The organism is Rhodococcus sp. P-2, assembly GCF_016598535.1.
GTDB lineage: Bacteria > Actinomycetota > Actinomycetes > Mycobacteriales > Mycobacteriaceae > Rhodococcus_F > Rhodococcus_F baikonurensis.
Genome location: NZ_CP066779.1, coordinates 1,302,977 through 1,321,711, shown reverse-complemented (window position 1 = coordinate 1,321,711; position 18,735 = coordinate 1,302,977). Strand labels below are relative to the sequence as shown.

Below are 18,735 nucleotides of genomic sequence, written 5' to 3'. Positions count from 1 at the left end.
TGTGGTGAATCGACGATTTGTGTTCGGGAAATTTCTGTCGAATTCATCCTAATTAAGGTAATTGTCCGTAGTGGTGTCGAGTCGTTATCTCGCGGATTAATGTGACTGTCGACACGTCGAGTGTCTACCGCCGGACTGGTTCGATAATCGTCACCGACGGTAAAAAGAATCACCTACGCGAGGAGCTGAACATGGGTTCGTTGATGGATATTCTCGGTGGTCCGAATGGGGACGGTGCACCGATGCAGGCTTTGCTGACAATGCTGCTGGGATTGGACAATGTCGGTGCAAACCTCTTCGGTTCACTGGCTGATACCGCCGGTGGAATCTTCGGATCTCTCGACACCCTCAGCTTTACGCCGCCTGTCGTTCCCTGAGTTTTCTGATCGGCGTCATTTGCTCGTCCCAAGTGAACCACTGAACATCTAAAGGAGAACGTCATGCTTGAAGGATCTGTCATGGACGCTGCCGGCTCAGTCGGTGCGATCATCGGTCAGGGGTTGGGCAGCGTCAGTGGCCTGGCCGTCAAGGGTCTCGAGGCCCTCGCTGCGCTCAGCGGTGGAGAGTTGAAGGCCGCCAAGTAGATTGTTGATTTCGGGGCCTGCTCGTGTTGGCGCGTAGGCCCCGAAATACCTTTTGTCGGCGCGTAATTCTCGCCATGTCAAGTGTCGGAATTCTCAACCTAACGGCATGAGCATCCAGGCGGCGAGATATACCAAAGCCGCGGTTCCGCCCGTGCAAATAGCCGCGATAACGGCGAGTAGACGGACAAGATTTACGTCGGCGCCGAAGTAATCTGCAATTCCGCCGCACACTCCGGCGAACATTTTCTTGTCGTTGGAACGGGTGAAGGGGCGAGGTGTGTTGCTTTCGAATGTCATGCTTCAATTCTGAAGCGAGATGGCGCCGCGCACCATCGGGGACGACCCCCATCTGCACCCTGATCTTTTGAGGCCGCCGTGTCATACCCCGGTAGTTCATCCCAGCTTCACCGAACAGTTGCTGCGGGAGACTAACTTGTCGGCGGTGACCGATTTAGCAGAACGCCGACCGTTCCTCAGCGCCTTCGCGGATCTCTCGACCGCCGTCGATCTGGCCGACACCGCCGCCTTCACCGTCGACGACAATGACGACGACGATCCGGTGCTGCTGACGTCGCCGGACGGGTTCGAGGTCGACACCTGGCGGGAGGGCTACCCGTACGAGGCACGGATGCCTCGGGACGAGTACGAAATGTCCAAGCGTCTGCTGCAGATCGAACTCCTCAAGCTGCAGAACTGGTCGAAGGAAACCGGCGCACGGCACGCCATCGTGTTCGAAGGACGCGACGCTGCCGGCAAGGGCGGAACGATCAAACGATTCATGGAGCACCTCAATCCTCGAGGCGCTCGCGTCGTGGCGCTGGAGAAGCCGTCGGCCCGCGAGTCGACGCAGTGGTACTTCCAGCGCTACGTGCAGCACCTTCCGGCTGCCGGGGAACTGGTGATGTTCGATCGGTCTTGGTACAACCGGGCCGGGGTCGAGCGGGTCATGGGCTTCTGCACCGACGAGGAGCACGAGCGTTTTCTGCGCCAGGTGCCGTTGTTCGAGCAGATGCTCGTCGACGACGGCATCAGCTTGATCAAGTTCTGGTTCTCGGTTTCCCCGCTGGAGCAGCGCACGCGGTTCGCGATCAGACAGGTCGATCCCGTTCGGCAGTGGAAGCTTTCGCCGATGGACATCGCTTCTCTGGACAAGTGGGATGCGTACACGGCGGCGAAGGAAGAGATGATCCGGTTCACCGATACCGACACCGCTCCGTGGACCGTCATCAAGAGCAATGACAAGAAGCGCGCGCGGATAAACGCGATGCGTCACGTGCTCAGTCAGTTCGATTACGACAACAAGGATTACGAGATCGTGGGTACTCCGGATCCGCTGATCGTGGGAAGCCTCGAATAGTCGGCGCGTGTGCTCTGCCCATCCGCGGCGTGGGTGGTTAGTGTGAGTTGAATGGAGACCGTACCGATCCAACTCCCCGACGGCACCGTGACCCCGATCCGTCTGTTTCCCGGACCGAACGACGACGCACCCGTGGTGGTGATGTTGCCCGGGCTCGGAGTTCCCGCCGGGTTCTACGACCCGGTGGCGCAGGCCCTGGTCGACGCCGGCTTCAATGCGGCCATCGGTGAACTGCGCGGCCAAGGTGACAGCAAACCGCGCCCGAGCGCGTCGAGTGTTTTCGGATATCAGGAACTGGTCTCGATCGATTGTCCGGCGACGTTCGAGGTGGTGCGTGAGCGGTTTCCGGCCAGCACACCATTTCTGATGGGGCACAGCATGGGCGGCCAGATCGGGGTCATGTACGCGTCCAGGATTCGGGGCCGGCTCGGCGGACTGATCCTGGTTGCCTCCGGATCGCCGTATCACCGCGGATTCCCCGGAATCCGTGCGCCCGGACTCTATCTGGGTTCGTCCGCGATGTCGGTGACAGCCAACATCGCCGGCTTCTGGCCTGGAGACCGGGTCAACGTCGGCGGCTTCGGTCGACAGTCGAAAGTACTGATCACCGATTGGGCCCGGTTCGCCAGGACCGGTCGCATGGAACCCGTCGGTGCGGATATCGACTACGAGGAGCGGATCGCTCGCCTGACCTTGCCGGTTCTGTCGATCACGATCGAAGGGGACGATCTCGCTCCACGCCGGTCGGCAAAGAACCTGGTGGACAAGCTCTCCGGGGCCCAAGTGACGATGACGCACATCGACGAACCACTCGGTCACAACGGTTGGATACGCAATCCCACCGCTGTGAGCGAGCGCGTCGTCGCGTGGTTGCGCGACCGCTGAAAGATCAGCCGAGTTTCTGCCAGAGGAACTCGTAGGTGAGCGCAGTTTTGAAGGCCAGCTGAGCATTGTCCGCGGCGCCGCCGTGGCCACCCTCGATGTTCTCGAAATACAGCACCGGCTTGCCCAGCTCTTCCAGCCGTGCGGCCATCTTGCGGGCATGCGCGGGGTGGACGCGGTCGTCGCGGGTGGACGTCGCGATCAGGATCGGTGGGTACGACGCGGCGGCGTCGATGTTCTGATACGGCGAGTACTCCGAGATGAATGCCCACTCCTCCGGGACATCGGGGTCACCGTATTCGGCCATCCAGGACGCGCCGGCCAGTAGGAGATGGAATCGGCGCATGTCCAGCAGCGGGACCTGGCAGACGATGGCGCCGAAGAGTTCGGGGTACTTGGTCAGCATGATGCCCATCAGCAGGCCGCCGTTGCTTCCGCCCTGAGCTGCCAGAAGATCCGGGGTCGTGATTCCGCGATCGACGAGGTCTCTCGCGACGGCAGCGAAGTCTTCGTGCACCTTGTGGCGACCGGCCTTGAGAACCTGTGTGTGCCAACCGGGTCCGTACTCGCCGCCACCGCGAATATTCGCGACCACATAGGTTCCGCCCTGCGTCAGCCAGGCGCGGCCCAGGGAACCGCTGTACGACGGTGTCAGCGAGATCTCGAATCCGCCGTACCCGTAGAGCAGGGTCGGGCCAGGCTCGCTACGCGGACTGCGCACCACGAAGTACGGAACCTGGGTGCCGTCGGCAGAGGTGGCAAAGAACTGCTCCGTGGTGATGCCCTCGGCGTCGAAGAACGAGGGAGCCTGCTTGAGGGCAGTGGGTTCGGTTTCGCCGATCACGCCGTGCAAAAGAGTTGCAGGGGAGGTGTATCCACTCGAATTGACGAAGTACTCGTTGCTGACATCAGGGTCGGTGTCGAGAATTTCGATACTGGTCAGTTCTGGAAGCCCTTCGAAAGGTCGATCCTCCCAGCCGTTTTCGCCTGGCGTCAGGATGCGCAGCGTCGTGCGCACGTCGGTCAGGACCACCAGAATCAGATGATCGCGTGTCCAGGTGTAGTGCTCGAGCGACGAATGTGCGTCGGGTTCGAAGATCGATGTCAGTGCTCGTGAGCCGGCTAGGAAATCGTCGTAACGGATGGCAAGCAGTGCGCCGGTCGGATATTCGGTGTCCTCGACGGCCCACACGGACTTGGTGCGGATCAACAACCACTCGTGGTGAATCGAGATCCCGGCGTCCTCGGGGACGTCCACGAGCACCAGTTCACCGTCGGGGCGAACTTCGAAATGCTGAGAGTTGTAGAAATCGACCGAGCGAGTGACGAAGTCTCGTTCGAACCCGGGCGTCGGATCGTGCGAAGCCGAGATGGCCACGTCCGTGGCCTGGCCCTCGTAGACGGTCTCGGCGCTGGAGAGGGGAGTGCCGCGCTTCCACCGCTGGGCCAGACGGGGATATCCGGAATCGGTGAGCGACCCTGGTCCGATATCCGTTCCGACGTAGACGGTATCGATGTCGATCCAGTCGACGTCGGTCTTGGCCTCGGGAAGGTAGAAGCCGGGATTCTCGCCCTCGGGAGCGAGGAACTCGCGCTTGTCGATGTCGAACTCGCGAACGACCGCCGCGTCTGCCCCGCCGCGGGAGAGGCTGATCAATGCACGGTTGCGGTGTGGCCGTAGAAGTTGCGTGCCCTTCCAGACCCAGTTCTCGCCCTCGGCCTCGGCCAGGGCGTCGAGGTCGACGAGGACGTCCCATTCCGGGTTGTCGGTGACGTACTGATCGAACGTCGTGCGTCGCCACAATCCGCGAACGTGGGTGCTGTCGCGCCAGAAGTTGTAGAGGAACTCACCTCGACGGCGGACGTAGGGAATTCGCGCGTCGGTATCGAGGATCTCGCGCACGTCGCTCTGCAGTCGATCGAAGCGCTCGTTGTCGGTGAGCTGCTCCTCGGTCACGGCATTGTGCTGACGGACCCAATCGAGTGCAGACTCACCGGTCACGTCTTCGAGCCAGAGGTAGGGGTCGTCGCCGGTGATGGGCTGCTGATCGGAAGTCATACGTCCATTCTTACTGCTCGCTCCCGACAGCACTCGACCCCGCTCCCGAAACACTGGAGCGGGGTCGAGTGAGAACGAATCGGGTCAGACGCCCAGGGAGTGAGCGAGCATCGGCCAGGAGTTGTGGAGATCGTCCTGCCAGTAGCCCCACGAGTGGGTGCCGGTCGGCTTGAAGTCGAAGGTGGCCGGGATCTTCAGGTCGCTCAGGCGGTAGGCGAGGTTGTGGGTGCAGTAGTTGACCGCTGCCTCGATGATGCCGCCGACGATCGCCTGGTTGGCGAGCGCACCGACCTGACCGTTGATCGCGGGATTGGCGAGAGTGTCGTGTGGGCCGGGGAGTCCGGAGCCGGTGGAGACGTAGAGCTCGGTGCCGCGGAGCTTCTCGGCGTTGAGGACCGGATCGTTGTCCTTCCAGCCCTGACCGTCGAGCGGGCCCCACATGTTGGTGATGTCAGCTCCGCCGCGGGTACCTGTGACAAGTTCGATCGCACTCTGACCGACGGGAGTGCTGGTCTCAGCGCATCCGCTGTACGCGCCGACGCCCTTGTAGAGGCCGGGAGCCGCGATGGCGAGGTTGAGGACCGAGGTCGCGGTCATGGAGATCGCGGAGATCGACTGGACCTTGTTGGTATTGAACTCGGCGTCGATGACGGGCGGGAGTTCCTTGGTGAGGAACGTCTGCCACTTCTGGCGACCGAGAACCGGATCGTCGTTCACCCAGTCGGTGTAATAGCTGAACGCGCCTTCGAGTGGAGTGACGACGTTGACGTTCTTGTCCTGGAAGAAGTTCATGACGTCGGTCTTGCGTTGCCAGGTCGCCGAGTCTTCGCCGCCGCCTGCACCGTTGAGCAGGTAGAGCGTCGGGCGGGGTTCGCTGTTGTCTGCGGGGAGGATGACCTCGAGCGGGATGTTGCGATCCATCGCCGGGGAGAAGACCGAGATGGTGACCTTGCGGTCGCCGGTCTTGGTGTTGCTCACGACGTGCGATCCGGACGTGTCACCGCCCGCAGAAGCTGTCGCCGGACTGATCAGCATCGGCAGCACCGTGGCCACTGCGAGAGCGGCGATCACACTGCCACGCTTGAAAATTCGAGCACGCATACGTTCGGATCCTCCACCTGAATGTCTTCGGATCCGGAACGGATCGAAGTGCCTGTGAGCCCTTACTGGAACAGGTTCACTTTTTGTTATGTGTCAGTAAAGCAGAGCGGGCGCAGAAAGTGACGCGATTCGATTGCCTGACAATTGAATTGGCCCCGGAATTAACCCTCGAACTAGCCCTGAAAAGAACTCGACCCCGCTCCCGGAAGTGCAGGGAGCGGGGTCGAGCTGAATCGATTTCGGTCAGATGCCCATCGAGCGAGCGAGCATCGGCCAGGAGTTGTGGAGATCGTCTTCCCAGTAGCCCCACGAGTGGGTGCCGGTCGGCTTGAAGTCGAAGGTGGCCGGGATCTTGAGATCGTTGAGGCGGTAGGCGAGGTTGTGGGTGCAGTAGTTGACTGCTGCCTCGATGACACCGCCGACGATCACCTGGTTGGCGAGTGTGCCGACCTGTCCGTTGATCGCCTCGTTGTTCAGGGTGTCGTGCGGGCCGGGGAGTCCGGAGCCGGTGGAGATGAAGAGCTCGGTGCCGCGGAGCTTCTCGGCGTTGACGACGGGGTCGTTGTCGATCCAGCCCTGGCCGTCGAGGGGGCCCCACATGTTGGTCACGTCAGCGTCGCCGCGCATGCCCACAACCAGTTCGATGGAGGACTGGCCGACCGGTGTGCTGGTCTCGGCGCATCCGCTGTATGCACCGACGCCCTTGTAGAGGCCCGGAGCTGCGATGGCGAGGTTGAGGACCGAGGTCGCGGTCATCGAGATCGCGGAGATCGACTGGACGCCGTTGGTGTTGAACTCGGCGTCGATGACGGGCGGGAGTTCCTGGGTCAGGAACGTCTGCCACTTCTGACGGCCGAGGGACGGGTCGTCGTTCACCCAGTCGGTGTAGTAGCTGAATGCACCTTCGAGCGGGGTGACGACGTTGACGTTCTTGTCAGCGAAGAACTCGTTGACGTCGGTCTGACGCTGCCACGTCGCCCGGTCTTCGCCGCCGCCTGCACCGTTGAGCAGGTAGAGCGTCGGGCGGGGTTCGCTGCCGTCTGCCGGGAGGATGACCTCGAGCGGAATATCGCGTTCCATGGAAGGGGAGTACACCTTGATGGTGGCGATGCGCCCGTTGTCCGTGCGGCTCGAGAGCTTGGAACCCGTTGTGTTTGCCTTGGCTACAGTTGCCGTGGTGGTCGACGGATCTCCGCCTGCGGACGACACTGCAGGGCTGATCAGCATCGGCAGCACGGATACTGCGGCTACAGCGGCGACCAGACGGCCACGCTTGAAAGTGCGAGCACGCATACGTTCAGAAACCTCCACCTAAAATTCCTTCGAATCCGCCCAGGAGTGAACGGTCCTTTGTTGCTGTTCCCGTACGGGAATTCATGCTGGGTACATGCTCTGTCGATAGGTACAGGGCGTGTGAGTCTTGTAAGTTCTACCGCATCGGTGCGTTATCCGCCAGTGAACCAGAGATTTGCTGAACGTACGACCAGTTTCAGGTGAATTTCCCTGATCATCGACGGGATTAGTGAGTGAACCGGACATATCCACTATGGGAACAACATTGTTGCCTACCTCTGCAGTCGAACGCGTCTGTCGAAGATCTTCTCCGATATCAGCGCCCAGCGGGGAGTTACGTTTCGGTGAACGTCGGTTACTCGCCGCAGACTCGCGCGGACTCGACGGCAATCGCCAAGAGTTTCGCGTGGCAGGCGCGGGTCGAGTTCCCGGAGATAACCCCTGTCTTCACCGTCGACGGCGTCGTCGAGATTCAGGAGTCCGGCGGAATCGCCCTGGCCTTCGACCTGGAGGACTCGAATCCGCTGGAGGGAGACCTGGCCAACGTCTCGTACTTCTACGACCTCGGAGTCCGCTCGATGTTGCCGACGTACAACTACATGAACGCTGCCGGCTGCGGATGTTTGGACCTGGCGGACACGGGGTTGAGTGGATACGGCCGTGACCTGGTTGCCGAGATGAATCGCGTCGGAATGACGGTCGACGGCTCACATTGTTCGGTACAGACGGGGTTGGACATCTCAGCTATCGCCCAGCGAGCAATGATCTACAGCCACTCGAACCTCCGAAGGTTGTGGGAGCATCCGCGCAACATCACCGACGATCAGGCCAGAGCGTGTGCGGAGACCGGCGGCGTCATCGGGATCAACGGCGTGGGCATATTCCTCGGCGTCAACGGACCGGATGACGACCAGGCTCGGCTGTCCGCGATGGCCGACCACATCGAAGAGGCTGTCGGACTCGTCGGCATCGATCACGTCGGGATCGGCTCCGACTTCTCCTTAGACGCCGACGACTTCCGCGAAGAGATCGAGCAGAACCCGTCGTGGTTCTCCGAGGCTTACACGGCGTGGGGGCCACTGCAGTGGACTCCACCGGAGGACGTGCTGACACTTGATCAGGTATTGCGTGACCGGGGCTTCGACGAGCCGTCGATCGAGGCCGTGTACGGCGGAAATTTCGCCCGAGTTGCCCGAGAAGTGTGGGCTACCGACGGGTAATGCGACCATCTGGGGACAGCGAAACGATGCAGGACTACCCTGGTGAATCGTGACCTCACACTATGACGTCGTTGTCCTCGGAGCCGGCCCCGGTGGGTACGTCGCTGCTATCCGCGCGGCACAACTGGGCCTGAGCACCGCCATCATCGAGCAGAAGTACTGGGGCGGTGTATGCCTGAATGTCGGCTGCATTCCGTCCAAGGCGCTTCTCCGTAACGCCGAACTCGCGCACATCTTCACGAAAGAAGCGAAGACGTTCGGCATGTCCGGAGACGTGTCCTTCGATTTCGGCTCCGCTTTCGATCGCAGCCGCAAGGTCGCGGACGGGCGAGTCAAGGGCATTCACTTCTTGATGAAGAAGAACAAGATCCCGGAGTACGACGGCAAGGGCACGTTCGTCGACGCCAACACCATCAGCGTGGAGCTGAGCAAGGGTGGCACCGAGACGATCACGTTCGACAACGCGATCATCGCGACGGGTTCGTACACCAAGCTGCTGCCCGGCACCTCGCTGAGCGAGAACGTAGTGACCTACGAAGAGCAGATCCTCACCCGTGACCTTCCGGGTTCGATCCTCATCGTCGGTGCCGGCGCGATCGGCATGGAGTTCGGTTACGTCCTCAAGAACTACGGCGTCGACGTCACGATCGTCGAGTTCCTCGATCGGGCACTGCCCAACGAGGACGCCGACGTCTCGAAGGAAATCGCCAAGCAGTACAAGAAGCTCGGCGTCACCATCAAGACCGGTGCCGCTGTGCAGTCCATCAGCGACGACGGCAGCAAGGTCACCGTCTCGATCAAGGACAACAAGTCCGGCGAGATCGAGACCGTGGTCGTCGACAAGGTTCTGCAGTCCGTCGGCTTCGCACCGCGTGTTGAGGGCTTCGGTCTCGAGAACACCGGTGTCGCGTTGACCGATCGCGGCGCCATCGCGATCGACGACTACATGCGCACCAACGTCCCGCACATCTTCGCCATCGGTGACGTCACCGCCAAGCTGCAGCTCGCGCACGTCGCAGAAGCTCAGGCTGTCGTCGCTGCCGAGACCATCGGCGGCGCGGAGACGCAGACACTCGGTGACTACCGGATGATGCCGCGTGCGACGTTCTGCCAGCCGCAGGTCGCCTCGTTCGGTTTGACCGAGGAGCAGGCCAAGGCCGAGGGCTACGACGTCAAGGTCGCGAACTTCCCGTTCGCTGCCAACGGCAAGGCACACGGTCTCGGTGACCCGACCGGTTTCGTCAAGCTGATCGCCGACAAGAAGTACGGCGAACTGCTCGGCGGGCACCTCATCGGACCGGACGTTTCGGAACTGCTGCCCGAGCTGACCTTGGCCCAGAAGTGGGACCTCACGGTCAACGAGTTGGCACGCAACGTCCACACCCACCCCACACTCAGTGAGGCTCTGCAGGAAGCGATCCACGGCCTCGCAGGCCACATGATCAACTTCTGACGGCAGGCCTTCGGCCCCGTGCGCCTTTTTCGGTAGTTCGCTCTACCGGAAAGGCACACGGGGTTTTTCGTCTTTTGTGTCGAGTTGTGTTGCGAAACCGCCATCTGAGGCCTTCGAGTCGGGGTGTAGGCGCGCAACGCATTAGCGTCCCGAGTCGACCATCCGGCTTTCGAAGGACCACTCATGAAAACTCGTTCCGTACTGCTCGCGGCTTGCGTCGCGCTGACGCTCTCCGCCTGTGGGACCTCAGCTGACTCCGGATCGGACACCGAAGCTTCGGGTGCCGCCGAGGCGGGGGCGTTCCCCGTGACCGTCGACCACGCCTACGGCTCGACGACGATCGACGCGGAGCCGATGCGCATCGTGACCATCGGATGGAGTGGCCAGGATTCGGTGATCGCGCTGAACAAGGTTCCGGTCGCCATGGAGAGCTTCTCCGGCGACGGCATCGAGAACAACATCCTGCCCTGGGACGCTTCGCGTCTGAACGGTGCCAAGCCCGTTCTCATGACGACCAATCCCGATATCCCGTTCGAGCAGATCCTCGGGCTCGATCCCGACGTGATCCTCGCCGTCTACTCCGGCATCGACGAGGGCGAGTACAAGCGCCTCAGCGACATCGCGCCGACTGTCGCGTTCCCCGACCAGCCGTGGGATACGGCGTGGGACAAGCAGATGAGCATGATCGGCGCGGCACTCGGACAGCCGGCGCAGGCTCAGACGCTGATCGACGAGACTGGGGCGTACTTCGAGAAGCAGGCCGCAGATCACCCGCAGTTCCAGGGCAAGACCGCCACGTATGCAATGCGCACCGACGAGGGTTTGATCGTATTCTGCGGCACCGACCCGCGGATCCGTCTTCTCGGCCAGCTCGGGCTGAAGACCTCGCCCGGTGTCGACGCGGTGTGCACTTCCGGCGACAGTTCGGTGTCCGTGGGCATGGAATCCATCGACACACTCGACTCCGACGTCTTCATTCTCGTCGACGCCGACGGCACCAACCTGGACAAGCTCATGTCCTTCGGTCCGTTCGCGAACATGACCTCGGTGTCGAACGGCCGCCTGGTTCGCCTGGTCGGAATGGACTACGCGATGGCTACGTCCGCTCCGACGGTGCTGAGCGTTCCCTACGCCTTCGACGAGTTCATCGCTCAGCTTTCGGACAAGCTGAGCTGATTCCGAGCGTCGTACGACGCTTGTGACGCAACGATTTTCGGAACCTGCGATTCGAGGAGTTCGATGAGGGCCGTGATCTTTGCGGCGACGTCGGCGCCGAGTTCGGTCAGGCTGTATTCCACTTTGGGCGGGATGGTTTCGAGTACCTCACGGTGCACGAGGCCATCCCGCTCGAGTGTTTGCAGGGTCTGCGAGAGCATGCGCTCGCTGACTCCGTCGACGCGTCGGCGCAGGGCACTGAACCGGTACGGGCCCTCGTTCAATGCTGCCAGTGCGAGTGCGCCCCAGCGTCCGGTTGCATTCTGCAATGCCGCCCGAGAGTTGCACCCGCGAGCGAAGACGTCAGCCTCGAGGGTCGGGTCCACGCCGTCGGCATTCGGATCAGGGGTCTGGGCAGCACGTGAAGGTGAGTCGGTGCTGGTCATGAACCCAGGCTACTACTGCACGATCCCATAGCGCTAACTCGACGTGTTGCACTTACGAAAAATAAGTGCATGATGGTTGCAGAACGCATTTACGCTTCAACCTGGATCGGGAGTTCGCATGAGCATTGCAGTCACCGGCGCAACCGGAAACCTCGGACAACTGGTCGTCGAGTCGTTGATCGAGCGGGGAACCGCCGCGTCCGACATCGTCGCAGTCGTCCGGAATCCACAGAAGGCGGAAAGCCTCGCCGCCCGCGGAGTAGTTGTACGCCAAGCGGACTACGCCGATGCCTCGGCGTTGGAAACCGCACTGGCGGGCGTCGACAAGCTGGTGCTGATCTCGGGAAGTGAAGTGGGGTCACGGCTCGCGCAACACACCAACATCATCGACGCGGCGAAGGCTGCCGGCGTCGGATTCATCGCCTACACGAGCATCTTGAATGCTCAGGACACGCCGATGAAGCTTGCTGCCGAGCACAAGGCGACCGAGGACGTGCTCACTCGGAGCGGTATTCCGTTCGCGCTGTTGCGCAACGGTTGGTACTGGGAGAACTTCACCAACGACCTGGCCGGTGTGATCGAACGCGGCGCACTGGTCGGTGCGGGAGCGGAAGGCAAGATCGCGGCTGCGGCGCGTGCGGATTACGCCGACGCCGCAGCAGTGGTCGCGACCACCGATGGCCACGAAGGGGCAGTGTACGAGTTGGGCGGTGACGAGAGGCTCACCTACGCCGAATTGGCCGAGAAGATCAGCGAATTCGCGGGCAAGCCCGTCGTGTACCAGTTCGTGGACGAGCAGGCATACGAAGGCATTCTCGAAGGTGTCGGACTACCTGCACCGGTTGCGCAGATCCTCGCCGATTCCGATGCCGCAATTGCCAAGGGGGCGTTGGACACCGAGTCGGGTGACCTGCAGAAGTTGATCGGCCGCAGCAGCACTCCGGTGGCTGAGGTGTTGAAGCAGGCCTGACCTGCTGTGCGCCTTTATTAACCGCGGGCGGTTAATAAAGGCGCACAGCGGTTACCCCATGTGGACGGCACCCTCGGCGGGCAGATCACCCTTCTTTGCGCGGACCAGCACCAGCACTACCGGTGCGATGATCGCCAACAGGATTGCCGCCCAACCGAATGCGGCCGAGTATCCGGATACCTCGGCGCCGAAGAAGTAGTCCGTCATCGAGGCGACGAAGTCCTGCACCGGCTGGGGGAGTAGTGCCAATTGATCGCCGGTCGGGATGGTCGCATTCGACATGTCGACAGGAATGCCTTCCGGCGGGATCGGCGCCGCGTTGTCGGCGGTGAAGGCCGACTTGGCCGAAGCGTAGATCGTGGTGAACAGTGCGGTGCCGAGTGCACCGCCGATCTGCAGGGTGGCGTTGACCAGGGCACTGGCAGCGCCGGCGTCGTGGTCGGGAACGCCGATCAGTGCGAGGTTCTGCATCGGCACCATCAGCAGACCGAGTCCGAAGCCGAAGATCGCGAGGCCGGGGAACACGTGCGTCCAGTAGGAGCTGTGTACCTCGATCTGGGTCAGCATGAGCAGTCCTACCGCAGCCACCAGCGGGCCCGCGACCATGAGCGGCTTGGGGCCGATCTTGGTGGACAACTGCGCTGCGATGGTCGACGCCAAGACGATGAAGAATGCCATCGGCAGCGATCCGACGCCGGCCATGACCGGGCTGAATCCGAGCACGATCTGCAGGTAGAACGTCAGATACAACGTGCCGCCGAGCAGGGCGGCGCCCACCAGCATGGAGCCGATCAGAGCAGCGCCGCGATCGCGATGCCACGGAACGCTCAGCGGTAGAAGCGGATTCTTGCTGCGGCTCTCGACGACCACGAAGATGGCGAGGAAGACCAGGCCCAGTGCGATGAACAGCAAAGTGTCAGCCTGACCCCAGCCGTGCTCGGCGCGTGTGAATCCGTAGACCAGTGAGCCGAGCCCCAGGGCGATGAGGACAGCGCCGGGAAGGTCGTAGCTCGTGTCGCCGTGCGCCTTGGTTTCCTTGACGATCGGGACGGCCGCAGCGATGGCGATCAGCGCGATCGGGATGTTGACGAGCAGGCACCAGCGCCAGTCGACGTACTGCGTCAGCACTCCACCGAGGAGCAGGCCGATGGCAGCGCCACCGCCGGAGATCGCGCCGTAGACGGCAAAAGCCTTGGCGCGCTCCTTCTCTCCGATGAAGGTGGTGGTGAGCATCGACAGCGCAGCGGGCGCGAGCAATGCTGCGAAGACGCCCTGGCCGGCGCGAGCGATGAACAGTTCGATACCGCTCTGCGCGATGCCGCCGATGCCGGAGGCAACCGCGAAGCCGGCCATGCCGACGATGAAGGATCGCTTGCGGCCCCAGTAGTCGGCGATACGTCCGCCGAGGAGCAGCAGCGCACCGAACGCCAAGGCGTACGACGTGACCACCCACGCACGGTCAAGGTCGCTGATGCCCAGTTCCTCCTGGGCCGCCGGTAGTGCGATGGAGACGATGGTGCCGTCGAGCACCACCATGAGTTGAGCGAACGCGACGATGCAGAGCACCAGCCAGCGACGTTGATGATTCGGATTCTCGGAGGCAGCCGGGATCGGTGGCAGAGTGCCGCCGTCGACGTGGGACGTGGTGGTCATTGGAAAAAGGTATTCCAGCCTTCTCGGGTGAGTCAAACGAAATAGTTCGTTCGGTTACCATCATCACTATGGCTCCCACTGACGTGACCGCGACGAAACAGCGAATCCTCGACGCTGCGCAAGAAGAATTCGGTACCTACGGGCTTGCCGGTGCGCGCATCGATCGGATCGCGAAGAACGGAAACGCCAGTAAGGAGCGCCTCTACGCCTATTTCGGTGACAAGGTCGCGTTGTTCCACGCGGTGCTCGACGTCGACTTCGAGCAGGCGATGGAGTCCGTCGAGTTCACCGGTGAGGACATGCCCGCGCATGCCGTCGAACTGTTCGACGCGATGCTCGGCAAACCGCAGATTCAACGGATGATGATCTGGGGTCAATTGCAGGGTGAGGCACCACGGATGAAGAAGCTGGCCGAGGAACATTCCAGTTGGGTTCCGCGAATGGCCACGATCCGCAAGGCTCAAGAAGACGGCCTCATCTCCAAGCACTGGGACCCCCAGGACCTGATCACGATGCTGTTCGGCCTCGTGTTCGGCTGGGTGGTTGCCCCCGGCGTAGCCGACAACCAGAACGTCGACGCCGACGAGATCGCGCGCCGCCGTGAAGTGGTGCGCGAGGCCGTCACTCGAATCTGCAAGCCGTGACTGTCAGCGAGAGAGGTACGCGGCCCAACCGCCGTGGCCGGTGATGTCAGCTGCGCCGTCTATGGCGTCATGAGTGCAGCTGAAACCGACAGTTGTTCTGCCGTCGGATAACTCGACGCTCGTGAGCGCCATCGGTGCCGGCAAGGCAGCGAGGAATGCTCCCAGGCCGGCCGGTGAGATCCGGAAGATCTCGCCGACGACCGGTGCGCCGAGTCCAGGGCCACGGCGTACCAGGCCGGGCTTCGGTGGCGTCGTGTCGAGAGCGAAGAGCCGGTAGGCATCCGAGGTCGTGACGGTTTCGACGAACCGCGCGCCGAGGTCGACCAGCTGTGTGTTGAGGGGTTGACCGCGCAGGTGAGCGCCGAATACTGCGAGGTCGATTCCGGTATTGACGAGGGTGGGTGATGGCACACCACCGAGTCGCGCAGCGAGGTCGATGGCGATCTGGTCGTCGAAAGCGGGTACGACGAACATGACGCCGAACGGGTGATCTTCGACGGTGCGGTGTCCAGGCACCGCGACGGCCGCCATGTCGAGCAGGTTGCAGAAGTTGGTGAAAGTTCCCATCCGGCGGTTGATTCCGAACGGATCCTCGGTCACGGCGGCGATCGTCGGATGTTCGGTGGTGGTGGGAAGCAGTAGGGCGTCGAACCCGGCGAGGAGTGCCCTGGCAGCGGCCTTGGCGCGGGTGAGAGCGTCGAGATCGTCGACCAGCTGGTATCCGGTGGGGTGCTTCGCGCCGAGCACGATGTCGGACACCGCGGGATCGGCTCCGGCAGGGCGGGTTTCGAGGAACTGGCCGGCCGCGGCGTATCGCTGCGCTACCACGGCGCCGTCGTAGAGCAATCGGGCCGCGTCGAGCAGCCCGGAGATGTCGACGGTCTCGGTCTCGGCGCCGCCGGCTACCAGAGCTGCCACGGTGTCCTGAAACGCTGCCAGATACGACGGGCTCAGTTGCGTCAGATCCTCGATTCGGGGCACGGCGACGCGGGGATTCGGCGCCGCCGCGAGACGAACGTCGGAAGGCCAGACTCGGCTGCGGGGATCTCGAGGTTCGTGGCCGACCATGATTGCCGCTGCCGCGGTTGCCGATTCGAGGTCGCCGGCAAATACCGTCACAGCGTCGTAGTCGATGCAGGCGGGCACCACTCCGTGGACGGGAATGACGCCGAGCGAGAGCTTGAGTCCGTATAGCCCGTGGAACGCTGCCGGCACCCGGCCCGAACCGGCAGTGTCGGTACCGATTCCGATATCCGCAATCCCCAGTGCCACGGCGACGGCGGATCCGGAGCTACTACCGCCCGAGATCAACTTCTCGTCCCATGCGCAGCGAACGGCTCCGTACGGACTACGCGTTCCGACCAGTCCGGTGGCGAACTGGTCCAGATTGGTCTTCCCCAGAACAACAGCCCCGTGCTCGATCAACCGTTCAACGGCACTGGCCGTTTCATCCGGCTCATACGCGAATTCGGGGCACGCCGCTGTGGTCGGTAGACCGGCGACATCGACGTTGTCCTTGACGGCGACCAGACGCCCCGCCAGGGGAAGGTGCTCGCCCGCAGCGAGTCTGGCCTCCACCGAGGCGGCGTCGGCGAGCACATCTTCCTTGCAACGCAACGTGATCCAGACTTCGGGGCGGTCTACTTCCTCGATCCGCTGGAATGCCTGCTCGACCCGGGCTGTCGGGGTGAAAACTTCTGCTGCGACGGTCATGGTGTGTACTGCTCCGATCAGTCCGTGATGTTGGCGAGTGAGAGCGCGGTGATCGCGCGGGTCACCCGGTCGAGGACGACGTCGAGAGACTCGCCGATGTGCTGATGCAAAAGCGTGCGGGCCTCGGGCAGATTGCCGGCACGTAGTTCTTCGAGGATTCGAATGTGCTCCGCGATCGAGGTGTCGATGCGGCCGTTGACCATGAAGTCGTACATCCGAACGTGCCGGATACGGGAATTCACCGACAGCAGTGACGCGACCAGTTCATTGTTGCCCGACGCCCTGAGTACGGCGACGTGAAACTCCTCGTCCCGTTCGACGAACCCCGGTTCCTGAGCGGGCGGATCGAGAGCGAGGGCACGCCACCGCACCAGCTCGTCGTCGAGGATCGTTCGATCGTGCCGGATCGTCGGATCTGCGATCGCCCGGGTAATTCCTTGTAATTCCAGGGTGATTCGGAGTTCGTACAGATCTCGGATCAGCGGGATGCTCGGGCGCACGGCGGAGAATCCGTACTCTTCCCGGCGCAGGAGTCCATCGGCGCACAGCATCGTCAACGCTTCCCGTATGGGCGTGCGAGAAATGCCGAAACGCGTGGAGAGTTTCGGTTCCGTCAGGCGCTGATCGAACCCGATGGTCCCGTTGACCAGTTCGGTGCGTAGTTCCCGGTAGACCACCTCACGCAGTGGCTCCGGAGCCGTATTCATCCCTGTCGACATACCTGTATACGCTATTGATCAGGTGTTTCGTCCAGATGTCTTCGGGTTAGAGCTGAGTTACGGCCGACGTGCGACTCAGGAGAAGTCGCGCTGAACCCGCAAGGTTCCGATCGTGGTGGCCAGGCCGTCGTACTGAGTGACCAGCAAGGTGAATTCGATCAACCGACGATCGTCGAGATGCTGCGAGAGCGTTCCCCAGGTGTCGTCGGTGATGTCCTTGGTGGTGACCAACTCGTCTACCGCAGTCAAGATCGCACGGTGACGCGGACTCAACTCGGAAGCGCCAGGGCCCTCGATGATCCGGGCCAGTTCTTCTGCGTCGATTCCGGCTTTGCGGCCGAGCCTGATGTGGTGATCCATCTCGTAACCGCAGTCCCGCAGATGTGCGACCCGCAGGATGATCAGTTCGGTGTCGTGCCGAGAGATCTTGCCGCCGGGCATGAGTGAGCCGGAGTAGTGCAGCCAACCGCGGAAGAGTCCGCCCGTGCGCCCCAAGGTGCTGAACAGATGCGCATCGGGTGCTCCGGCAGCCTTCGACAGGACGCGCCAGATTCCCCAGTTGATCGGACCGAGGTCCTTGAATCGGCCGGGTGGGATGCGGGGGTTCATGCGACTCCACGGATGTGAGAGGGACGGAGGTCGATAGCTCGTTGCGCGATGTGGCGAACCGCAGCGCTGCGGCGGGGCGCGTGTACGCGTGACTTCCGGCCGACGATACCGCGCTCGAACGCGTCGACGGCGTCGGCGACGGTCGTGGTGCCGGCGCTGGCGAGGGTTCCGCGAGCGCCGTCGAAAGAGAGTGCGGTGGTATCGGTGTCGATGTCTCCGATATACGCGACGCCCACCTTGGTACCAAGGTGTTTCATTTCCAAGCGCAATGCGTCACCCAACGCTTCGACGCCGGCGCGCGAAGCACCGAACGGTCCGCGGAACGGGTGCTTCGCCGCGCCGTGGGCCGAGGCGACCACCAGGGCGTAACCATCTTCGTGACTGATGTGGGGACCCGCTGCGCGCAGGGTGAAGTACGTGCCCATGAGGTTGACTTCGACGGCGCGGCGCATGTCCGAAGGGTCGCCGCCGAGGATCGACGAATTTGCCTCGACACCGGCATTGGCCACGACTACGTCGATGCCTCCCAGCTTCTCAGCGATGTAGCTGACGCCGCGAGATACCTGCTCGGGGTCGGCGACATCGCACAACTGCCACGGTGCGCGGCCGCAGGAAGTGGCGACTTGTTCGAGAAGTTCAGGCTCGAGGCCGAGCAGTCCCACGGACGCACCGCGGTCGTAGAGGCGTCTGGCCAGCGAAGAACCGATGTTGCGGGCGGCACCGGTGATCAGGATGCGCCGACCAGTCAGATCGTCGGCATTGCTCTTGCCTGATTCGGCCTTGCCCGCCTCGCTCTTACCCATGTGCTGTGTCCCTACGCAGTTACCTTCTGGTCCTCCGACGCTAACACCGCCGGGTAGCTGCGACTGCAAGTACC

At 62.5% G+C, this 18,735-nt stretch carries 19 protein-coding genes; 9 read left to right on the top strand and 10 right to left on the bottom strand.

The window, feature by feature from the left end; genetic code table 11:
- The first annotated feature begins 191 nt into the window (after positions 1–191).
- Together I7X09_RS06205 and I7X09_RS06200 are read left to right on the top strand one after the other, a co-directional pair.
- Positions 192–377, top strand: a complete 186-nt coding sequence (locus I7X09_RS06205; protein ID WP_223304379.1) for a hypothetical protein — start codon at positions 192–194, stop codon at positions 375–377.
- Between the two features lie 63 nt (positions 378–440).
- Positions 441–584 carry a hypothetical protein gene (locus I7X09_RS06200; RefSeq protein ID WP_003941503.1) on the top strand — a complete coding sequence of 48 codons (144 nt, stop codon included), beginning with the start codon at positions 441–443 and terminating at the stop codon, positions 582–584.
- 93 nt (positions 585–677) lie between these two features.
- On the opposite strand, the gene I7X09_RS06195 is transcribed toward I7X09_RS06200, so the two are convergent.
- The gene (locus I7X09_RS06195) at positions 678–881 is read right to left on the bottom strand and encodes a PspC domain-containing protein (RefSeq protein ID WP_003941534.1); all 204 of its coding nucleotides are present in this window, start codon (positions 879–881) and stop codon (positions 678–680) included.
- Between the two features lie 145 nt (positions 882–1,026).
- Between I7X09_RS06195 and ppk2 the strand changes: the two genes are divergently transcribed.
- Together ppk2 and I7X09_RS06185 are read left to right on the top strand one after the other, a co-directional pair.
- Positions 1,027–1,941 carry a polyphosphate kinase 2 gene (ppk2, locus tag I7X09_RS06190; protein ID WP_037129644.1) on the top strand — a complete coding sequence of 305 codons (915 nt, stop codon included), beginning with the start codon at positions 1,027–1,029 and terminating at the stop codon, positions 1,939–1,941.
- A 51-nt stretch (positions 1,942–1,992) separates the two neighbouring features.
- Complete coding sequence (locus tag I7X09_RS06185; protein ID WP_095970438.1) at positions 1,993–2,826, top strand: alpha/beta hydrolase family protein; 834 nt, start codon at positions 1,993–1,995, stop codon at positions 2,824–2,826.
- Between the two features lie 4 nt (positions 2,827–2,830).
- On the opposite strand, the gene I7X09_RS06180 is transcribed toward I7X09_RS06185, so the two are convergent.
- From I7X09_RS06180 to I7X09_RS06170, 3 genes are all read right to left on the bottom strand, one after another.
- Positions 2,831–4,882 carry a prolyl oligopeptidase family serine peptidase gene (locus tag I7X09_RS06180; protein ID WP_200316031.1) on the bottom strand — a complete coding sequence of 684 codons (2,052 nt, stop codon included), beginning with the start codon at positions 4,880–4,882 and terminating at the stop codon, positions 2,831–2,833.
- A gap of 84 nt (positions 4,883–4,966) precedes the next feature.
- A complete protein-coding gene (locus I7X09_RS06175; RefSeq protein WP_095970436.1) occupies positions 4,967–5,983 on the bottom strand; it encodes an alpha/beta hydrolase in 1,017 nt (338 codons plus the stop codon).
- A gap of 243 nt (positions 5,984–6,226) precedes the next feature.
- The gene (locus tag I7X09_RS06170) at positions 6,227–7,276 is read right to left on the bottom strand and encodes an alpha/beta hydrolase (protein WP_007733735.1); all 1,050 of its coding nucleotides are present in this window, start codon (positions 7,274–7,276) and stop codon (positions 6,227–6,229) included.
- Positions 7,277–7,509: 233 nt separating this feature from the next.
- Between I7X09_RS06170 and I7X09_RS06165 the strand changes: the two genes are divergently transcribed.
- From I7X09_RS06165 to I7X09_RS06155, 3 genes are all read left to right on the top strand, one after another.
- A complete protein-coding gene (locus I7X09_RS06165) occupies positions 7,510–8,496 on the top strand; it encodes a dipeptidase (protein WP_200316029.1) in 987 nt (328 codons plus the stop codon).
- Between the two features lie 49 nt (positions 8,497–8,545).
- Positions 8,546–9,949, top strand: coding sequence for a dihydrolipoyl dehydrogenase (gene lpdA / locus I7X09_RS06160; RefSeq protein WP_003941477.1), 1,404 nt, complete (start codon positions 8,546–8,548; stop codon positions 9,947–9,949).
- A gap of 183 nt (positions 9,950–10,132) precedes the next feature.
- The gene (locus I7X09_RS06155; RefSeq protein ID WP_095970433.1) at positions 10,133–11,125 is read left to right on the top strand and encodes an iron-siderophore ABC transporter substrate-binding protein; all 993 of its coding nucleotides are present in this window, start codon (positions 10,133–10,135) and stop codon (positions 11,123–11,125) included.
- Here I7X09_RS06155 and I7X09_RS06150 read toward each other — a convergent pair.
- Positions 11,101–11,550 (bottom strand): winged helix-turn-helix transcriptional regulator, encoded by a 450-nt coding sequence (locus I7X09_RS06150; protein WP_095970432.1) that lies wholly within the window; start codon positions 11,548–11,550, stop codon positions 11,101–11,103. The genes I7X09_RS06155 and I7X09_RS06150 overlap by 25 nt on opposite strands.
- Positions 11,551–11,668: 118 nt before the next feature.
- Between I7X09_RS06150 and I7X09_RS06145 the strand changes: the two genes are divergently transcribed.
- A complete protein-coding gene (locus I7X09_RS06145; RefSeq protein ID WP_200316027.1) occupies positions 11,669–12,520 on the top strand; it encodes an SDR family oxidoreductase in 852 nt (283 codons plus the stop codon).
- Between the two features lie 51 nt (positions 12,521–12,571).
- Here the strand turns inward: I7X09_RS06145 and I7X09_RS06140 are convergent, their stop codons facing one another.
- The gene (locus tag I7X09_RS06140; RefSeq protein ID WP_095970430.1) at positions 12,572–14,173 is read right to left on the bottom strand and encodes an MFS transporter; all 1,602 of its coding nucleotides are present in this window, start codon (positions 14,171–14,173) and stop codon (positions 12,572–12,574) included.
- A gap of 68 nt (positions 14,174–14,241) precedes the next feature.
- On the opposite strand from I7X09_RS06140, the gene I7X09_RS06135 reads away from it, so the two are divergent.
- Positions 14,242–14,817, top strand: coding sequence for a TetR family transcriptional regulator (locus I7X09_RS06135; protein ID WP_003941498.1), 576 nt, complete (start codon positions 14,242–14,244; stop codon positions 14,815–14,817).
- Positions 14,818–14,820: 3 nt separating this feature from the next.
- Here I7X09_RS06135 and atzF read toward each other — a convergent pair whose 3' ends face one another.
- From atzF to I7X09_RS06115, 4 genes are all read right to left on the bottom strand, one after another.
- Positions 14,821–16,530 (bottom strand): allophanate hydrolase, encoded by a 1,710-nt coding sequence (gene atzF / locus I7X09_RS06130; RefSeq protein ID WP_200316025.1) that lies wholly within the window; start codon positions 16,528–16,530, stop codon positions 14,821–14,823.
- A 17-nt stretch (positions 16,531–16,547) separates the two neighbouring features.
- A complete protein-coding gene (locus I7X09_RS06125) occupies positions 16,548–17,249 on the bottom strand; it encodes a GntR family transcriptional regulator (RefSeq protein ID WP_234036809.1) in 702 nt (233 codons plus the stop codon).
- Positions 17,250–17,324: 75 nt separating this feature from the next.
- Positions 17,325–17,858, bottom strand: coding sequence for a carboxymuconolactone decarboxylase family protein (locus tag I7X09_RS06120; protein ID WP_200316023.1), 534 nt, complete (start codon positions 17,856–17,858; stop codon positions 17,325–17,327).
- Positions 17,855–18,661, bottom strand: coding sequence for an SDR family NAD(P)-dependent oxidoreductase (locus I7X09_RS06115; protein WP_200316021.1), 807 nt, complete (start codon positions 18,659–18,661; stop codon positions 17,855–17,857). Before I7X09_RS06115 ends, I7X09_RS06120 begins: the two co-directional genes overlap by 4 nt.
- Positions 18,662–18,735 lie beyond the last annotated feature (74 nt).